The following is a 16,825-nucleotide window of genomic DNA, read 5'->3' on the forward strand; positions in this document are numbered from 1 at the left end:
CTTGCTCACCCAAGTTAGGCAGGACCCGACGCGTCCGTCGAGGGCTTCACCCCGAGGCCAAGGTCCCCTCTCTCTTCCTCCCGGCGCCCGAGCGCACCCGTGCGCGCGCCCGGAAGGCCCGGACCGCCTGGCTGCCTGGTCCCAGCCGAGGCCACCGGTCGCCACGGGCTCAATCCGATGCATTCCACGACCCCGAGATGAAATCCCATCCAACCAGGTTGGGATTGGGCCTGTGTGTGGGGCGGAAGACGATGCATGGCGTCATGAGGTTGCGGCTTGACTGACAGACTTTATCTCGTTTCAATGATTACTCCGGGTCCGCCAGTTCTTCTCGTGGCGTGAACCGGTTGTCCGTATCACTCACACAGGAGCAACCCATGAAGATCAAGACGCGCGTTCGTGCGGGCCCCATGTCGGCTGATGACGGTATCGGCGGCGGCGGAGGTCGCGGCTGTGGCGGCGGCATCATCATCGCCACGCCCCTCGACATCTGAGCGGCTTCCCGTCGTAGCGACTCGGCCGTCGGCGGACCGTGCACGGTCCGTCGGCGGTCGTTGTCTTTCCGGCCCCCAGGGCACGGCCCGTCTCGGACACCCAGGTCCCGAGGTGATTTTGGGACACCTGTTAATTCTCGATATTCAAGTATTGGTGACTTTGTGGCTGGAATTCCAGCACGCAGGACAGTGATTGCGGGGCATCGCGTCACGCGTGTCCGCAACCGGTGCCTGGATGGCTGGTGCAACTTGACCTCAAGATTCGGATTGGTTCTGATTACGACTCCGGGTCCGCGAGGTTTGTGCTTCGCGTGAATCGGAAATCACGTCTCACTCACACGAGGAGCAGTCCATGAAGATCAAGACGCGCGTTCGTGCTGGGCCGATTGCCGCGGGCAGCGGTGGTCGTGGCTGTGGTGGTGGCGTCATCATCGCCGCGCCCCTCGACATCTGAGGTGGAGTTGGTGAGCTGATCCAGTCGCTGGTGGCCCGTGCACGGGTCGCTGGCGGCTGTTTTTCTTCCAGGATCCGTCAGGAGCATTCGCGTGAGCCAGGACTCGGTGCCGGTGTCGGTGGACCCTCACGAGACGCTGTACGTGCCGTTGAGGCGTCGCTTCATCAAGGAGTACCTGACCTCGCCCGAGGGCGTGCGCGAGCTGCACATCTATTACGGCACCCGGGAGATCTCCATCGAGGAGCAGGACCTGCACTCCTTCGGAGAGCAGCTGTGCCTGGAGGACTCCTTCATGGCGGGCAACGCCACGAAGTGGACGACCGGTGAGCCGTATCCCTGGGAGCGGGTGAAGGAGCTGCTGGAGGCGCTGCTGGAGGAGGGCGTCGTCACGCGCGAGGCCCCGACGCTCGCCTTCGAGAGCGAGTCCCACCGCAAGTACCTGGCGATGGAGGCCAGGCGCGTCGCGCCCACCGAGCCCCTGTGGTGGAACCCGGACGCCCCGGAGGTGATGCGCAGGCTGACGGGCCGGCCCCTGGAGCTGGGGTTCCTGGAGGCGGTGCTGCCGGTGTACCGCATCGCGCACCCCGCGCTCGACACCGAGGGGCGGCACATCGGGGAGAGCAACACCTTCCCCGAGCAGATGCGCATGAAGATGGACACCGAGTTCAAGGCCTGCCACTTCGCCGGCAGCCGCTATCGGAACAACGCGCCCATGAACGTGACGGCGCTCAAGTCGATGATGCGGCACTGGAAGCCGATGATGCACGCGGTGCGCGCGGTGCGGCAGGCGTTCCTGCGCCCCGACACGGTGCTCCCGGACGGGCGCTGGCGGATGGGGGACCTGCACGCGGCGGCGTGCGCGGTGCTCGCGGTGCCCTCGTACATGCTGATGCGCGCCAACGACCCGGTGCCCAACGGGCAGCTGGACCCGGTGCTCTCCAACATCTACCGCGTGACGGACGGCGTGCGGATGGTGGCCGCGTACATGCTCTTCCTGCCGGAGGAGCCGCTCACCTACGACTCGCCCATCTCGTCCGCGGAGCTGTTGTACGTGACGGACCGCGACAACCACTACCTGTCCAACCGAGGCGTGTGCGCGGGGCCGCCGAACCTGGTGGACGAGTACTTCCAGACGCTGATGGACGGGCGGCCGGTGGCGAACGAGGAGCCCATGTCCTTCGCATGGGAGAAGGACATCGTCCCGGGCGTGGACTACGGGCAGCTGGGGCTGCAGCTCTACTCGCTCCAGTTCAACCTGTGGAGCTACATGTGCCGCGCGTACGAGCAGGTCCGCGCGGTGGCCGAGTCCGTCACGCCGACGGAGGGCGACTTCTGGAGCGGCCTGCGGGCGCGGCTGAAGAAGGACTTCGAGATGATGCGGCCCACGCGCCTGCACACGGCCACCCAGCGCGACTGGGCGGAGGCGCGCTACATCGAGATGTTCGACCGCGCGCAGCGGGGCATGAGCACCTTCAAGGAGGAGTCGCTGGTCCACCTCAAGGACATCTTCACGCCCGTGCACGACGCGGTGTTCGAGGCGACGCGCAAGCGGCTGCGCATGGTGGTGCGCGCGAAGGTGGGCGACGCGTTCGGGACGCAGGCGGACGCCATCGCGGACGCGGTGGCGGAGTACCTGACGCTGGAGCGCTCGGCGCTCCTGGCCCTGGAGAACGTGCAGCGGGAGACCAACGCGCTCCTGCGGCGGCCTCATCCGGAGCGGCGGTTCACCAACAAGGACCTGTCGCTCCACCACCGCATGCGCGCGGGCACCGTCGGCGTGCTGCCGTACCTGCTGGACGTGTTCCGGGACGAGTTCGGCGTGGACATCGACAACTCGCCGGAGGGGACGAAGCTGACGCCGGTGGGCGCCCCGCTGGCGGCCGAGGGCGCGGTGTGTCCGTTCACCGGGCGGACGGCGTCCGTCGCGTAGCCGCCCTGCTCAGTCCAGGAAGGGCTGGATGCCCCGGCTGCGCTTCGCGAGGCCGGAGGCGAAGAGCCCGCCGCAGTCCTCCCGGCGGGTGCAGCGCTCGCAGTCCTCGGCGTAGAGGTTCTTCCAGTCGGAGATGCTCTTGCGCGCGAAGGGGTGCAGCTCGCCGGGCAGGGTGCAGAGCGGGTGGTTGTAGAGGGACGTCTCCAGCCCCGCGAGGCTCAGCGTGCGGACCGCGGCGGTGAGCTGGGGCCGGTAGTCGAGCGGGTCCATCCAGAGCAGGCCGAGGTTCGCCTTGGCGAACCCCATCAGCTCCAGCCCCATCAGCGCGACGTGGTCGACGAAGGCCAGGTTGCGCGCGATGAACTCCGCCAGCTGGGGCAGGCGCGCGTACGTCTGCGCGTGGACCACGCAGCGCAGCTCCACGCGCACCCGGGCGCGCTTGAGGTGGAGGATGCCTCGGACGGTTTCATCGAAGGCGCCCAGGGCCTGGACGACGTAGTCATGCTCCTCGGGCAGGTCCGAGTAGAGCGGGATGCCCAGCATCAGGTCGGGGTGCTGGACGTCCGCCACCGCGCGCGCCAGCTCGGGGTTCGCGAAGCCGCGCCCGTTGGTCAGGAGGTGGACGGCGGTTGTTGGCAGGTGGTGCTTCATCTGCGCGAGCAGCGCGATGAGGCGGCCCTTGAGCAGGCTCGGCTCGCCGCCGGTGATGCCGAGCTCGCGCGTCTCCGGGGAGATGAGCGGGAGCGCCTGCATCAGCTCGTCCAGCAGCCAGGAGTCATCCTGCTTGCGGGGTGGCTGGGAGCACATCAGGCAGTGGTTGTCGCAGCGCTCCGTCACCAGGAACGTGTTCGACGGCGAGGCGCGGCGGTACAGCGTCGACAGGGCGTCGCGCTCGGGGTGGATGCGCACCACGTCCCCCTCCGCGAGGTAGCGCAGGTTCGGAGGCAGGACGTAGGTGTCCCCCGGGGCCGGGCTGCTCTTCACGAGGCCCTCGTCCCACAGGAGGTATCCCCGGAAGCCCGGGGGCAGTGACGCCGTGGGACGTCGGACGAGGAGCACCTCCCGCTCATGGGCGAGGGGCGCGTCGTCCAGGTGCTCACGGACGCGGGCGATGAACGGCTCAATGGAGCGCATGGAGAGCGCCTTCAGTCCGGCCGAGGAGAGGTCCAGGGCGGGCATGGCTCAGCGCCACCCCATGAGGATGTCACGCGCGCGGGCGTCATCCTCGAGCAGGCCGATGAGGTGGCGCAGCACGCTCATCTGCTTCTGGCAGAAGGCGCTGAAAGCCTTGTGTCCGACGGCGTCCTTCATCGTCGCCTGGTGGAAGACGGGGTCGGCGCCACAGTAGGGGAGGAAGGCGCAGTCGCCGCACATGGGCACGCCCTCCGGCATGGTGTCGCTCAGGTGGGCGAGGAGCGTGTCGGACGTCATGATGGACTCGTAGGAGTCGTGTGAGAGGTGCCCGAGCCGGAAGGAGAAGTCACCCATCTCCGCGAGCATCCGCCCCTCGTCGGAGGCGTACACCGCGCCGTCGTAGTTGTAGACGAGCGCGCCGATGCCGATGCCCGCGGGCGACTGGAGGTCGACGTACGTCGAGCCCCGGGGCGAGAAGAGCTTCTGCAACAGGATGGCGGTGTACTCCTCCTGGAGCGGATAGCCCTGCTCGTTGATGCGGAGGATGTGCGCGAGCCCGCGCCGGTAGAACTCCACCCACGCCCCGACGTCGTACTGGCGAGAGGCTCGCTGGCGGACGGCGAACCCGTAGGGGCTGATGTTCCTGAGGAAGATGCCGTGGAAGCCCTGGCGCACGTACTCGTCGATGATGTCCTCGACGCGCGTGAGGCTCGCCTGCGTCGTCGTCATCAACGCGGAGACGGAGTCCGGTCCGAGCGCCTGTCGCGCCCGGTGAATCGCCTGGAGCGTGCGTCGGTGGCTGTCCCCGCCGCGCACGGGGCGCTGGGTGTTGTGCAGGTCCTCGGGGCCGTCCAGGGAGGTCGAGAGCAGCACGCCGTGCTCGCGGCAGAAGTCGAGCACCTCGTCGGTGAGGCGGGAGAGGTTGCTCGCGATGACGAACTGGAGGTCGCGGCGGTGCACCTGGTTGAGGGCCTTGGCGCGCTCGACGATGTACCGGATGCGCTCGAAGTGGAGCAGCGGCTCTCCGCCCTGGAACTCGACCTTGAGCGTGGGCGAGGGGCTGCGGAACATGAAGTCGAGCGCCCGGTCCGCGTGCTCCTGTGACATGTCGAACTCGCGGGCACCCTCTGCCTGACGGGACACCTGACAGTACGCGCAGGAGTGGTCGCAGCGCAGGGTGACCACGAAGATGTGCAGCCCGGTGAAGTTCGCGAGCTGCTCGGCGCGGGTGCGGTACTTCAGCGCGAGCAGCTCCAGCGCCACGCGGGAGTGCTCGTCGAACAGGAAGTGCTTCGACTTGAGCGTCTTGTAGGCCTCGCGGTGCGGGGGCAGCGCGTGACGGACGAAGTCGACCAGCTCGTGTCGGGGGAGCACGACGTATTCGCCCACGTCGTTCGTCACGACGTAGCGGGCGTCGTCCAGCCGGCTGAAGCGCAGGGGCGCGAGCTGGTAGCCCTTCGTGGACTGGTACCTGGCGCGGTCATGGAACATGGCGTGCGTCGACCTCAGTCCTGGCGAATCAGGCCGGTGCGTGAGAAGGCCTGCGCGACAATCAACGCGCGCAGGGCCCGGGTCTCGTCGCCCACCTGCTCTCGCAGCTCCTGGTCCAACAGCTCCTGGAAGAACAGGCGCACCGTCTCCAGCGCGTCGCGCTCGGTGACGGTGGGGGCGAAGAGGAAGCGGACGGGAAGCCGGTCCGCGTCGGGCGAGCCGAGCACCGCGGTGCACAGGTCGGCGAAGCGGTACGCGGACTTCTGAATCGCCGCGAGTCGATAGACGCGCAGGTCGAGGACGGCCTGCACGGCGCCGTCGCGGAAGGTGAGGTTGGTGTCCATGGTCACGTGTCTGCTCCTCACCACTCGATGGTGACGTCGCCCGTCTGGCCGGCGACCAGGTCCACCTCGACGGTGGTGGTGCCGAGGAAGCGGTTCTCGATGCGGACAATGTGCTTGCCCGCCGCCAGCCGCATGAGGGCCGTCACATCCTGACCCGCGGGCTTGTCGTCGACGAAGATGCGTCCGCCGGGGAAGGCGACGAAGGACACCGTCGCGGGCCTGGGTGGCGGCTCGGGCGCTTCGTCGGGAGCGGAGTAGCCGCCGTAGCTGCGGCTCCTGCTGCCGGAGTAGTGGCTGCGGTGCGAGGAGTGGGAGCGGTGCGAGCGATGACCCGCGAGCAGTATCTGCCCGTGGGTGGGAGGGACGACGAGGAGCAGCTCGTCGCGCGAGTCCTCTTCGTTGCGTCGCCGCCACGTGGGTTGGGCGACCTGGAGCTCGATGCCGGGCACGAGCAGCCCTGATGGGGCCGCGCCTCCGAGCAGTCCCATGAGCGCCGCGCTGACGGAGAGCAGCCGGGGAGGTTTCGGGTTCATGGCTTCACCTCACCGATGCGCAGCTCCATCAGGTAGATGCCGTTCCATCTCGCCACGAGCGTCACGCGGCCATCCTTCCAGGTCGTCTGCGTGGGGGGCTTGCCTCCGCGAGGCTGGGGCGGCGCGGGCAGCTCGACCGGATGTCCCAGGACACGGGAGAGCAGCTCCTTCGTCACGGGCGTACGCTTCAGGTTGTTGAGCACGCGGGACTCCTTGTCCGCGCCGGCCAGGTACGCGCCCACGCAGCGGCCGTCCCGCAGCTCGCACGAGAGGGCGACGGACTCCGTGGTCTTCGACAGGATGTTCGGGTGGCTGCTGGCTGTCAGTTGGAGCAGGGAGATGGCCACCTCGCGCTCCGCGCCGATGAGCGGAATCCGCTCCCGTTCCTCGCGGGCCCACGTGGCGGCCTGTTTCGCGAGGACCGCCACCTGTGGGTCGTGCGGAGTGTCCGCCAGCTCGGTGGCGAGCGCGGTCGTCTTGTGGAGGTGGAGGACCCAGTCCAGGGTGACGGCCTTGGGACGCGGCCTGGGCGTCAGTTGCTCCTGGAGCGCGGTGCTCAGTTGTCCGATGAGCCGCTCGCGGCTCGGCGTGGGCTGGGCGGTGTACGCGGCGAAGAGCGCCTTCCATCGGCAGGGGTCCGTGGTGCAGGCCGCGTGCGCCGCGTCATGGAGGCGCCCGCGCAGCTCTCCGAGGTCCCCCGGGAAGCTCCGCGCGAGCACGGGCTGGGCGGAGGCCAGCACCGTCGAGGCGGAGGACACGTCCTTGCGCTCGAGCGACGCGACGACCTGCTGACGTGTGAGGGACAGGAGGTGTTGTTCGACCTTCGCCCGCTCGGGAGCGTTCGGCGCCATCGCGAGGGCATCCTTGGCGACCTCGTCCACGTTCTGCTCACGGAGCGCATGGGCCAGGTGGAGGTCCGCCCAGGCCTGCTGGAGCTCGGGTGATTCAGGCTCACCCAGTGCCTGCAGCTCCGTCTGTGCGTCATCGAGGCGGCCCTCCGAAATGTCTCGCCGTGCTTCGAACAGCCAGGGTTCGGCGAATAGCGCAACGACAATGGCGATGAGCGCATACACAGACATGCCAAATCGCCACTGGCGAATCTTCTGTCTCCTGCCCAGGGTCCAGTCCTGGACCAGGCGGTCAGTGACGACCGCGAAACCACCGAGGGAGAACAGCAGTGCCGCCAACCAGCCGTTCCAGAAGAAGGAGCCGCGGAGGATGTAAAGAAGTGGGATTCCCAAGGCCACGGCGATGAGGGGCAACCGTACCGCAAGGACCTTTCGCCCCCGAGCGGTGAGCTGCCGGTCCTCCTCGACCGGTGGCGCGAGCATTCGCCTTCCCTCGAACTGAACCGTGGTTGAGGGCGCGTTCATGATGCCGTAGGACACGCGCGCGGCGGGCACCTCGAACACCTGGAAGCGCTGGCGGGTGATGCGCTCGTTCACCTTCACGGGGACGCGGGTCTTTCCCCAATGCTCCTTGACCCAGTCTCCTGGGAGGTGCTGCGCGACCTTCTCCTGGGGGAGCACTCCATTCGCGCTGATCTCCCCCACGAGCTTTGCGTCCTGCTCCATGTCCTCATTCGTCCACACCAGTCGGCGCAGGTGCTCGTCCTCGGACATCACGAGGACGTCGGTGCGGACTGAGTCGACCAATTCGAGCCAGCGCTGTTCGCGACCGTGTCCCAGACAGGGTGCACAGGACACGCTCCCTGAGTTGCACCCACTACAGGAGACCCTCCCACTCGCACCGCACTGCCGGCAGTTCATGAGTCGTCGAGAATTGTCCTTGGCGTAGCCGTAGGCCTTCCGCGTGCCTCGACAGTTCCAGCATTGGACGTTCCCTCTCCCCTTGCACTTGGGGCAGGGGGTCGAGCCCACGCCTCCGCATGGGGAACAGGCGAGAACGGAGAGGCTGCTGTTACGAAGGCTCTCGGACGTTTCCGCCCAGAGGTCGACGCTGCTGGCTTGTCGCCTCAATCCTGTAACGGGCGGAGAGCCGTGAGTCGGACCTTCCTTCCACACGACCCTCCGCTCCGTGATGGTGGAGTAGATACGTGCGGCTCCGCGCGCCTTCGGCTCCACGGAGCGGATGAACTCTTGCGGATTCGGAGGCGGCACGGGCAGGCGCCGGGTCCACTCGACGAAGGCCTGGACGGCGGCCTTCTGGAGGGCCTCCGCGTCCGCGGGAGGCATCGGGTCGACAGCCTGGGGTTCCTGGGATGGAAGGCTCATGGGAGACAAGGCCTCGTCAGAAGACGCATCACTGCAACACCTGCCGGGCGACACGCCACGCACCCTCGACGTCCAGGTACCGGGCGGCGTAGTCGCGAGCGAGCAGGTCCTCCGGCACGAAGCCGTCATGTTTCTCGAGCGCCATGTTCTCCACGTGGCGCGTGAGGGACTCGGCCCGAGGTGGCCCCTCCGCCACGAGCGCACGCAGGGCGCCCTCCACGTCGGCCTGCTGTCCCGTCACGCTCAACACGGGACCCAGCGTCTGCACCGACAACCCACGGGCCTGGAGCGCGAGCGCCAGCGTGTGCACCACCGCGTCACCGGCCCACGGGAAGACATGGACCTCCATCCCCGAGGCCACGATGGAGCGCTCGCCGAGCCGCCATCGCTGGAACGTCGCCCGAGCCTCCGCGAGCAACTCCAGCGCCCGCGCATCCAGGTAGCGAGGCAGCCCCTCACCGGCATAGATGGCGCGCATCTGCTCCCGGACGCGGTCATGCACGCGGCCGACCCCGGTGGGCTCGAACACGGGCACGCGTCCGGCGGGCGCGGGCTCCAGCTCCACGACCTTCTCGTCGCCCCGCACGGCGAGCACGCGCCATCGTCGTCCACCGAAGATGAGGTACGTGCCGACGAAGAGCGGCTGGTCGATGGGCATCGTGCCCAACGTGCGACCCCCGGCCACCAGCCGGAACTCCTCCACCGAGGCGAAGGCCGCATAGAAGCCGTAGTGGTTGACGAGCCGCTCACCCACGCGGCCCAACAGCAGCGTCCCATCCGAGGACTGCGAGAGCAGCTCGCGCTGCCCCAGCCCGCGCAGGAAGCGCACGAAGTCCTCGCGTGACACCCGCGCGAAGGGACCTTCGTGGCACAGCGCCAGGAAGGCCTCGCCCGCCTTGACGCCGCCGTGCTGGGCGATGAGCGAGAGCAACTGCTGCACCAGCGTGGAGAAGTGGAAGGCGCCCGAGGCGGGGGGCTCGAACCAGTTCGTCAGCAGCAGCTCCAGCATCGCCACCGACTGGACCAGCCGCACCCGGAGCTGGTCCGGCAGGGGACTGGTGCTCGTCAGCTCCGCTTCTTGAAGATACAGCCGGAGCACGGAGGGGCCGCCCTTGCGCCCGCTGCGTCCCAATCGCTGACGGAGGCTGGACACCGAGGGAGGCACGCCCACCTGCGCGATGCTCTGCACGGAGCCCACGTCGATGCCCATCTCCAGTGTCGTCGTGCACACCAGGCTCACGGGCCGCTGCTTCGCCTTGAGCGCGGCCTCCGCCTCCTCGCGCAGCTCCTTGGACAGGTTGCCGTGGTGCGGGAAGAACTCGTTGGGCAGCCGCGCGTCTTCACACCTGCGACGCAGGAGGTCCGCGTACAGCTCGACGTTCGCGCGGCTGTTGGCGAACACCAGGTTGTGCGTCCCGCGCAGCGTCTTGAAGAGGTGCGCTCCCACGTCGTGCTCGTCCTCGGGCGGGCCGTCCGTGGGCTCCTCGTCTTCCTCCGGAGTGCGCGCATCGGGCGCGCGCTTGCGATAGCCCCGGAGCTGGAGGAGCAGCTCGCCGCCGCCCGAGTCGGAGTTGCACAGCCGCACCTTCGCGCCCGCGCCGGGACGGAGGAACTCCGCGGCCAGCGACATGTCGCCCAGGGTGGCGCTGAGGCCCACGCGGGGCACGGTGCGACGCAGGCTCAGCTCGACCCGATGCAGGAGCGACTGGAGCTGACAGCCCCGCTCGGTGCCGATGAAGGCGTGCAGCTCGTCGATGACGATGTGCTCCAGCCCGGAGAACAGCCCGGCGAGCGCGGAGCCCTGCCGGATGAAGAGCGCCTCGAGTGACTCGGGGGTGATGAGGAGGATGCCCGCGGGGGACTGGAGCAGCCGGGCCTTGTGGCCCTGGGACACATCGCCGTGCCACCGGTGCACGGGGATGTGGAGTCCGTCGCAGAGCCCGTCGAGCCGCTCGAACTGGTCGTTGATGAGCGCCTTGAGCGGGCCCACGTAGATGGCGCGCACGCTGCCGCCGGCGTCCTCCGCCAGTCGGCTGCAGATGGGCAGGAAGGCGGCCTCCGTCTTCCCGCTCGCGGTCGACGCGGAGAGGATGACGTCCTGGGTCCCTTCGAGGATGGGGACGATGGCAGCCTCCTGGATGCCGCGCAGCTCCTTCCACCCCTGGGTCCACACCCAGCGCCGCACCTGGGGGTGCAGCCGGTGGAAGGCGCTCGACGCGGCGCCGCCCGGGTCAGAGCTTGAAGGATGCGAGCTCATCATCCGCTCCGGCCGCGGGGGCTCCCGCCTCCGTCTCGCCCAGGGGCGCGAGGTCGGGATTGACGTCCGCGGCGAGCTCCACGCCGCCGAGCAGCTCCTTCCAATCCGCGCCCGGGTTCTGTTCGAGCACGGCCAGCAGGTTGATGAACGCCGTCACGGTGCTGCGGGGCGTGCGGAAGTACGCCTCTCCGATGCGCTCCGAGCAGTGGGTCATGAAGTCGTGGAGCCCCTCATCGGGCAGGCGCTGCGCGGACGCATCTCCCGCGGAGTAGACGTGCCGCAGCTTGGTGAGCAGGACGTAGAGGTCCTCGGGGGTGAGGTTCGCCAGCCGGAGGACCGGGGAGCTGTAGTCGACCAGGTGGCCCACGGCGAAGGTGTTCTGGGCGAGGCGCGACTGGAGGGCCTCGTAGCTGTAGAGACCGCGCCGGGTGTCCATGAGGAACTCGGGCGTTCCTCCCAGGATGAAGCCCAGGCCCTCGGCGCTGCCCTGGAGACAGTCATTGAGGATGCGGAGGATCTGCTCGTAGTTGGACGCGCGGGCCTTGGTGTTGGCCATCTTGTAGAGGTTGACCAGCTCATCCAGACACACCATCAACCCGTCGTAGCCGGACAGGCGGACGAAGCGGGCGAGGAGCTTCAACTGGTCGTAGACCTCCGCGTCGTCGATGATGGTGCGCACGCCGAGCGCCTTGCGGGCATCGGTGCGCGTGGAGAACTCGCCGCGCAGCCACTTCACGGCGTCGGCCTTGAGCACCTCGTTGCCCGTGTCATGGCCGCGCCAGTAGGCGGCGATGACCTCCGCGAAGTCGTAGCCTCCCACCAGCTCCGACAGCGCGGCGAGCTTCTCGCGGATGACCACCTCGGGGTTCAGCTCACGGCTCTTGGCGTCGGTGAGGGCGCTGGAGACGAAGCGCTCCACGACGCTGGCGAGCGCGCCGCCCTCGGGACGGGCCCGGGTGGACAGGTTGCGCATCAGCTCCGCGTAGAGGCTGCGGGCCTTGCCGTCCGTCGCGTGCAGGCGCCGGTCGGGGTTGAGGTCCGCGTGCAGGGTGACCAGCCGCTTCTCCAGCGCGATGGAGCGGATGAGGTTGAGGAAGAACGTCTTGCCGGAGCCGTACTCGCCGATGACGAAGCGGATGGCGCTGCCGCCCTCGGCGATGCGCTCCACGTCGCGGACCAGGGCGCGGACCTCTTCGGCCCGACCCACCTGGATGTGCTGCTGTCCCACGCGAGGCACGACGCCCGCGCGCAGCGACTGGACGATGGTGTCCCGGTCCTTCGGCCTGATGCGTCCCTGGGGCGTCGCGTCCGTCATGACATCATCTCCTTGACCGCTTGTTCATTGAGCTGAAGGGTTTCGTCGCCCTCGAGGATGGGCTCGCCGCACACCTCGAAGGCCGCGTCGTTGATGACATCCAGCGCGCCGTCCGGGAGCAGGCCGAGTCCGCTGGCCAGCTTCTCCACCTCCGCGCGAGGCCACTCGGGCTTCGCGACGAGCGCGCGCAGCAGCGACGTGTGAAGCGCATCGAGCCCCGCGACCCCTGGCTGCGCTGGCTGGGGCGCGGGAGGGACGGGTTCTTCGTCGGCGAAGATGCTCCCCAGGAGGCTGGAGACCGCGGCGGTCTCCGCGAGCTTCGCCTGGACGCTGCGCATGTCGAGCGCCACCCGCTCGCCCTTCCCTGGAGGTGGCGCGGGGATGGCGAAGCCCTGCTCGGGGGCGCCGGCCAGTCGCATGGAGACGGGCTCGGTCGCGGGTCGTGACGCGGTGGCGGCGTGGACGCGCGAGTAGACGGTGTCCTCGCCGAGCCCCAGCATGGCGTAGAGCTTCGACAGCGTCTTGAGCTCCTGGGGTGACACGTCGCCGTCGGCGACGGCGACCTCGACCAGGAGGTTGCCGAGCGACGTGCGGGCCTCGGGCGTCAGCGCCTCCACGCGCTTCTTGTGGCCCGCGCTGGAGGCGGGGCGCGCGAGCAGCCAGGACACGTGGGCGCGGAGCCGGACCTTCTCCGAGTCGAGCAGTCCCTGCGCGGCTTCGACGAGGGCCTCCATGCGGTGGACTTCATCCGTGGAGACGGTGCCATCGGCGGTGGCCACCGCGGCGGCGAGGTGCAGCATCGCGAGCGCGGACAGGTAGCTCGCGGAAGGGGCGCTGGGTGAATCGGGGGGCAGGGGGAAGAGCCACGCGGACTCGTCGGGGGAGAGCACGGCGCCGCCCATGCGAGGGTCGGGCTCCATGCCGTGGCCCAGCTTCTCGAGGGCCTGGGCGAGCCCCACGGCCTCCGCCTTGCTGAGCTTGCCGAGGGTCGCGGTGGGCCAGTGCCGCAGGAGTTCCGTCGCGGGCACGGGAGCGGAGGGGTTGTCCCCGAGGGATTGGCGCAAGAGGGCGCGGAGAGCCTGCACGTCCGAGCCTCCGTCGATGGACGCCGCGAGCTCGGGAGGAAGCAGGGCCAGGGCGCTCATGCTGTTGCGCGCGTCGGGGTTCTTGCCCACCCAGCGGCTGTAGGACTCGAGCGACTCGCAGCACTCCTCGATGAGCGCGCGCACGGGCTTGAGGGAGGTCTCGGAGGCCTCGTTGATGGAGGCTGAAGACAGCCGCACCGAGCCACCGAAGGATGCGCTCGCGGGGTTGTAGCGGGCCTCCACCTTCGCCTTCAGGGCGCGAGGGATGATGCCCGCGCCGTGGTCTCGCAGATAGCGTGCACGAAAGAGGGCCTGGAACTCCTCGGGACAACGCGTGGCGGGAGTTCGCAGCCGGGTGACATGGGTCTCCACGGCCCAGACAAGGGCCCAGTCCGCGGGGAGCGGAAGCGCGCGAGTGGCGGCGGTGCCCGCGGCCATGCGCACGTCGAACGAGGCGGAGCCGGCGCTGCGCAGCCAGAACTCGGGGGACTCCTTCAACAGTCCATCCTCGCCAGCGCGGTGCACGCGCAGGACGTCGAGGAAGGCCGAGGCGTAGCTGGCGAAGGAGCTGTTCTCGCCGTGGACGTCGAGGAGGCCTTGGACTTCGTCTTCGATGAGACGGGCCTCGGCGAGCGCGGCGGGCTCGGTGCCCAGGTCGTGGAGCACGCGCCGTTCCAGCCCGTAGAAGAACAGGAAGACGAAGCCGATATCGATTCCAGGCTGACGCCGTCCACCCGCGAGCCACGCGAGATAGCCCGCACGGGAGGCGGGCGAGAGGTCCGAGTACGAGGGCCAGTATCGCAAGCCCTGTCCACCGCGATTGGGGCGAGCGGCGACCTCGAGCCTGGGGTTGATGAGGGCCGGCTCGGTGTTTGGGGTCTTCACCGCGCGCAGGCGCGAGCCCACGTAGACCATTCCATCCTTGAGCGTATAACCGGCGACCTCGATGGACTGGCCCGGAGCAATCCAGGCCGTCTTCTGCGAAGCGGGAGTCGACGGCTCGGAATCATGCGCGGACGCAGGCTCAACGGACCGCGCGGGTACGATGCGCTGCACGGCCTCGGCGAGTGGCGCGGACGTGGGTTCGAGGGGTTGTGCAGGTGCGACGCGCTGCCCGTTCTCGACGGGCGGGGACTCAACGGGCTTCGGGGTTGGCGCGGGAGTCGACAGCACGCTGAGTTCGAGCGGCGTGGGCTCGACAGGCTTCGGGGTCGGAGCGGGAGAGGAAGGCGTGCGCGGTGCGGGCTCGACGGGCTTCTCGCTCGGGGTCGGCGGAGCGATGACGGCGCGCGCCGATTGCGCGGGCTCGACACGTGAAGCGGTCGGCGTGGAGGCGGCCTGTGCGAGCGGCTCGGCGGCGCTCTTCGCAATGGCCCGTGGCTCATCCGCGATACGGACCCTGAGCCCTTGTGAGAGCCGGGGCGCGCTCACGTTCTCGAAGCGCAGGGCGATGGTGGACGAATCGTGCGAGGCCGGGGACGAGACAGCCGCGAGCCCGACGCCAGCTCGCGCCTGCTGCGCGGCCTTCATCCGCGCATTGACCTTGTTGAGCCAGACGATGCCACCCCAGGCGCCCAGCCCGAGGACGACCACGCAGCACAGGGCGCCACGGGCTCCATCTGACTGAGCAGCGACCACGAGGGTCGGCAGCGCCCGAATCCATACCGCCATTGAGTTGCTCCCCGCCCGGCGCCAAAGGAAGGCGACCGCTCACGTCTGTCTCTACCCGTGAAGTGAATGGTAACGGGATACAGTCGCGAGCGTGAGGGAAAGGGCTCCCCGGAGTCTCACCCCGGAGTGGTATTTCCCTCGGGGCGGTCATGACCCAGCGTGGGTCTGAAGCGTGTCGCGGATTGCGACGCCTCGCTCATGGTTGGGTTTCATTGCCGAGGTGTGTGATGCCACTGCCGCTCATTCCCGCCGCGTTCCTCCTCGCGGGTCTCATGGGTTACGGCGCCAAGAAGGCGTACGACGGAATCGACAGTATGAAGGACGCCAAGGACCTTGGCGAAGAGGCCGAGGCGCGACATCGGGACGCGGTTCAGCGGTTGGACGGTGCTCGCGAGGTGCTGCAACAGCAGCTCGACGCCCAGGTCGCGTCCATCGACGCGGCCATCGCGCTGCTGGCACGGGCGTGCACGCGCGTGGAGGAGCTGAGCGGGGTGCTCGGCGCGCTCGATGAACGCGCGGGTCGAGCCCTCGACGCGCTGTGGGCGCTGGGAGGCCGGCTCGACGCGGAGGATGATGTCCATCTGGCCCGGTTCGCCACCGCGATGCAGCTGGTGAAGGCCCAGAGCGAGCTGATGCGGATGCCCCTCTTCGCCGCCGGCGGAGACCTGAACACCCAACTGGAGACCTTGCTGGAGCAGTCGCGTGGCCTGCTCCAAAGGGAGACGTCATGACGCTGAAGACAGAGCTGTCCCTGAAGGACGTACTGACGGGCATCCAGGTGGTGGCCGACTGCGTGCGCGACATCCAGAAGGAGCGCACGGAGCAGACCCGGCTGCGTGAGCAATCCCGGGTGGATGTCGAGCACATCCACGCCATGCGCGACGTGCTCATGGACTACCTGGACCGCAGCTTCGACGAGCGACGGGAGAACTTCCGCCAGCTCTTCGAGCGTCTGGACGGCGCCATCGCCAGCGACAACGTGGGGATGGCGGCCGCGGTCCTGGAGTCGGTCGTGAAGCTGGCCGACGCCTCGCCCTTCAAGGCGCTGCGGGATGTGGCGGCGACGCGCGCGGCGCTCGGCAAGCAGACGGAGTGGAAGTTCTGAGGCGCGAAGTCCACGTGGGGGAGGCATGCGCGCGGGGGGATGCCTGCCTGCCCCTGGACCTGTGAGGCCGGGGCGTGGGGACTCGGGGTTCTCGGCTGCCTGGAGCGTTCACATGTTGACGCGGAAGCAGCGGATGCGTCGGGTGTGTGGTTCCGGCTCTGGAACGACACGCATGGGGAGGCCGGGACGATGAACCGCAAACGCCGGGTCAGGGGGTGGGCGCTGGGGCTCCTGCTGGGCGTCTGGGGCGTGAGCTGCGAGCCTCACGAGGACACGGGAGGAGGCGGCGGCGAGGGCCTCCCCTCCGCGAAGAACCGTGAGCTGCGCTCGGCGTTCTGGCGGGACCTCATGGCCTCGCGTGAGAAGGCGCCGGACCCCGAGGCACTGAAAGGCCCGGATGCGCAGGGCGTGGGAGGCTCGGGGCGCGCCGAGCCCTCGGGCATCCTGCACGGCCGGGTGACGTGGGTGGGGGACAACGAGCTGCTCGTGCGCGACGGCGCGGGCGTGGAGCAGGACATCGAGGTCGTCCCCGATACACGGTTGAGGCTGAACGGGAACGCCGTGGGCCTGGCGTCGATGCGTGAAGGCGACACCGTCAAGGTGACCTACGACGACGGCCCTGGCGGCTGGGTCGCGCGCGAGGTGGACGTGGAGGTGAGCCCACCTCGGGACATCTCCACCGAGCGCGAGGGCCGCCGAGGACGAGCATCGGGCGAGCAGCGTGGAGGCGGCTCCTCCACGCCGTCTCGCTGAAGACGCTCACCCAGGGGCCGCAACG

Annotated in this window: 12 protein-coding genes; 4 read left to right on the top strand and 8 right to left on the bottom strand. The window is 68.9% G+C overall.

Features of this window, described 5'->3' with window-relative positions:
• The first annotated feature begins 1,039 nt into the window (after window positions 1-1,039).
• Window positions 1,040-2,878 (top strand): hypothetical protein, encoded by a 1,839-nt coding sequence (locus OWM54_RS22980; RefSeq protein WP_223750475.1) that lies wholly within the window; start codon window positions 1,040-1,042, stop codon window positions 2,876-2,878.
• Window positions 2,879-2,887: 9 nt separating this feature from the next.
• Here OWM54_RS22980 and hxsC read toward each other — a convergent pair whose 3' ends face one another.
• The 8 genes from hxsC to OWM54_RS23020 all read right to left on the bottom strand — a co-directional run bounded on the left by hxsC (window position 2,888) and on the right by OWM54_RS23020 (window position 14,942).
• A complete protein-coding gene (gene hxsC, locus OWM54_RS22985) occupies window positions 2,888-4,057 on the bottom strand; it encodes a His-Xaa-Ser system radical SAM maturase HxsC (protein WP_267698866.1) in 1,170 nt (389 codons plus the stop codon).
• A gap of 3 nt (window positions 4,058-4,060) precedes the next feature.
• Window positions 4,061-5,503 carry a His-Xaa-Ser system radical SAM maturase HxsB gene (hxsB, locus tag OWM54_RS22990; protein WP_267698867.1) on the bottom strand — a complete coding sequence of 481 codons (1,443 nt, stop codon included), beginning with the start codon at window positions 5,501-5,503 and terminating at the stop codon, window positions 4,061-4,063.
• A gap of 14 nt (window positions 5,504-5,517) precedes the next feature.
• A complete protein-coding gene (gene hxsD, locus OWM54_RS22995; RefSeq protein ID WP_267701161.1) occupies window positions 5,518-5,847 on the bottom strand; it encodes a His-Xaa-Ser system protein HxsD in 330 nt (109 codons plus the stop codon).
• Window positions 5,848-5,864: 17 nt separating this feature from the next.
• A complete protein-coding gene (locus tag OWM54_RS23000; protein WP_267698868.1) occupies window positions 5,865-6,380 on the bottom strand; it encodes a hypothetical protein in 516 nt (171 codons plus the stop codon).
• Window positions 6,377-7,954: a hypothetical protein gene (locus tag OWM54_RS23005; RefSeq protein WP_267698869.1), complete on the bottom strand. Its 1,578-nt coding sequence runs from the start codon at window positions 7,952-7,954 to the stop codon at window positions 6,377-6,379. The genes OWM54_RS23000 and OWM54_RS23005 overlap by 4 nt, the downstream gene beginning before the upstream one ends.
• 688 nt (window positions 7,955-8,642) lie before the next feature.
• The gene (locus OWM54_RS23010) at window positions 8,643-10,871 is read right to left on the bottom strand and encodes a DEAD/DEAH box helicase (protein WP_267698870.1); all 2,229 of its coding nucleotides are present in this window, start codon (window positions 10,869-10,871) and stop codon (window positions 8,643-8,645) included.
• Complete coding sequence (locus OWM54_RS23015; RefSeq protein ID WP_267698871.1) at window positions 10,846-12,186, bottom strand: ATP-binding protein; 1,341 nt, start codon at window positions 12,184-12,186, stop codon at window positions 10,846-10,848. Before OWM54_RS23015 ends, OWM54_RS23010 begins: the two co-directional genes overlap by 26 nt.
• Window positions 12,183-14,942: a TerB N-terminal domain-containing protein gene (locus OWM54_RS23020; protein WP_267698872.1), complete on the bottom strand. Its 2,760-nt coding sequence runs from the start codon at window positions 14,940-14,942 to the stop codon at window positions 12,183-12,185. The genes OWM54_RS23015 and OWM54_RS23020 overlap by 4 nt, the downstream gene beginning before the upstream one ends.
• 227 nt (window positions 14,943-15,169) lie before the next feature.
• On the opposite strand from OWM54_RS23020, the gene OWM54_RS23025 reads away from it, so the two are divergent.
• The 3 genes from OWM54_RS23025 to OWM54_RS23035 all read left to right on the top strand — a co-directional run bounded on the left by OWM54_RS23025 (window position 15,170) and on the right by OWM54_RS23035 (window position 16,800).
• Entirely contained in the window at window positions 15,170-15,673 is a 504-nt protein-coding gene (locus tag OWM54_RS23025; RefSeq protein WP_267698873.1) for a hypothetical protein, read from the top strand.
• A complete protein-coding gene (locus OWM54_RS23030) occupies window positions 15,670-16,047 on the top strand; it encodes a hypothetical protein (protein WP_267698874.1) in 378 nt (125 codons plus the stop codon). The genes OWM54_RS23025 and OWM54_RS23030 overlap by 4 nt, the downstream gene beginning before the upstream one ends.
• 189 nt (window positions 16,048-16,236) lie before the next feature.
• The gene (locus tag OWM54_RS23035) at window positions 16,237-16,800 is read left to right on the top strand and encodes a hypothetical protein (RefSeq protein WP_267698875.1); all 564 of its coding nucleotides are present in this window, start codon (window positions 16,237-16,239) and stop codon (window positions 16,798-16,800) included.
• Window positions 16,801-16,825: the final 25 nt, after the last annotated feature.

The organism is Myxococcus sp. MISCRS1 (assembly GCF_026626605.1).
Lineage (GTDB): Bacteria > Myxococcota > Myxococcia > Myxococcales > Myxococcaceae > Myxococcus > Myxococcus fulvus.

Coding starts and splice junctions, on each gene's coding strand:
- hxsC (WP_267698866.1), bottom strand. CDS start 4,057: ATGCCCGCCCTGGACCTCTCCTCGGCCGGACTGAAGGCGCTCTCCATG.
- hxsB (WP_267698867.1), bottom strand. CDS start 5,503: ATGTTCCATGACCGCGCCAGGTACCAGTCCACGAAGGGCTACCAGCTC.
- hxsD (WP_267701161.1), bottom strand. CDS start 5,847: ATGGACACCAACCTCACCTTCCGCGACGGCGCCGTGCAGGCCGTCCTC.
- OWM54_RS23000 (WP_267698868.1), bottom strand. CDS start 6,380: ATGAACCCGAAACCTCCCCGGCTGCTCTCCGTCAGCGCGGCGCTCATG.
- OWM54_RS23005 (WP_267698869.1), bottom strand. CDS start 7,954: ATGGAGCAGGACGCAAAGCTCGTGGGGGAGATCAGCGCGAATGGAGTG.
- OWM54_RS23010 (WP_267698870.1), bottom strand. CDS start 10,871: ATGAGCTCGCATCCTTCAAGCTCTGACCCGGGCGGCGCCGCGTCGAGC.
- OWM54_RS23015 (WP_267698871.1), bottom strand. CDS start 12,186: ATGACGGACGCGACGCCCCAGGGACGCATCAGGCCGAAGGACCGGGAC.
- OWM54_RS23020 (WP_267698872.1), bottom strand. CDS start 14,942: ATGGCGGTATGGATTCGGGCGCTGCCGACCCTCGTGGTCGCTGCTCAG.
- OWM54_RS23025 (WP_267698873.1), top strand. CDS start 15,170: ATGCCACTGCCGCTCATTCCCGCCGCGTTCCTCCTCGCGGGTCTCATG.
- OWM54_RS23030 (WP_267698874.1), top strand. CDS start 15,670: ATGACGCTGAAGACAGAGCTGTCCCTGAAGGACGTACTGACGGGCATC.
- OWM54_RS23035 (WP_267698875.1), top strand. CDS start 16,237: ATGAACCGCAAACGCCGGGTCAGGGGGTGGGCGCTGGGGCTCCTGCTG.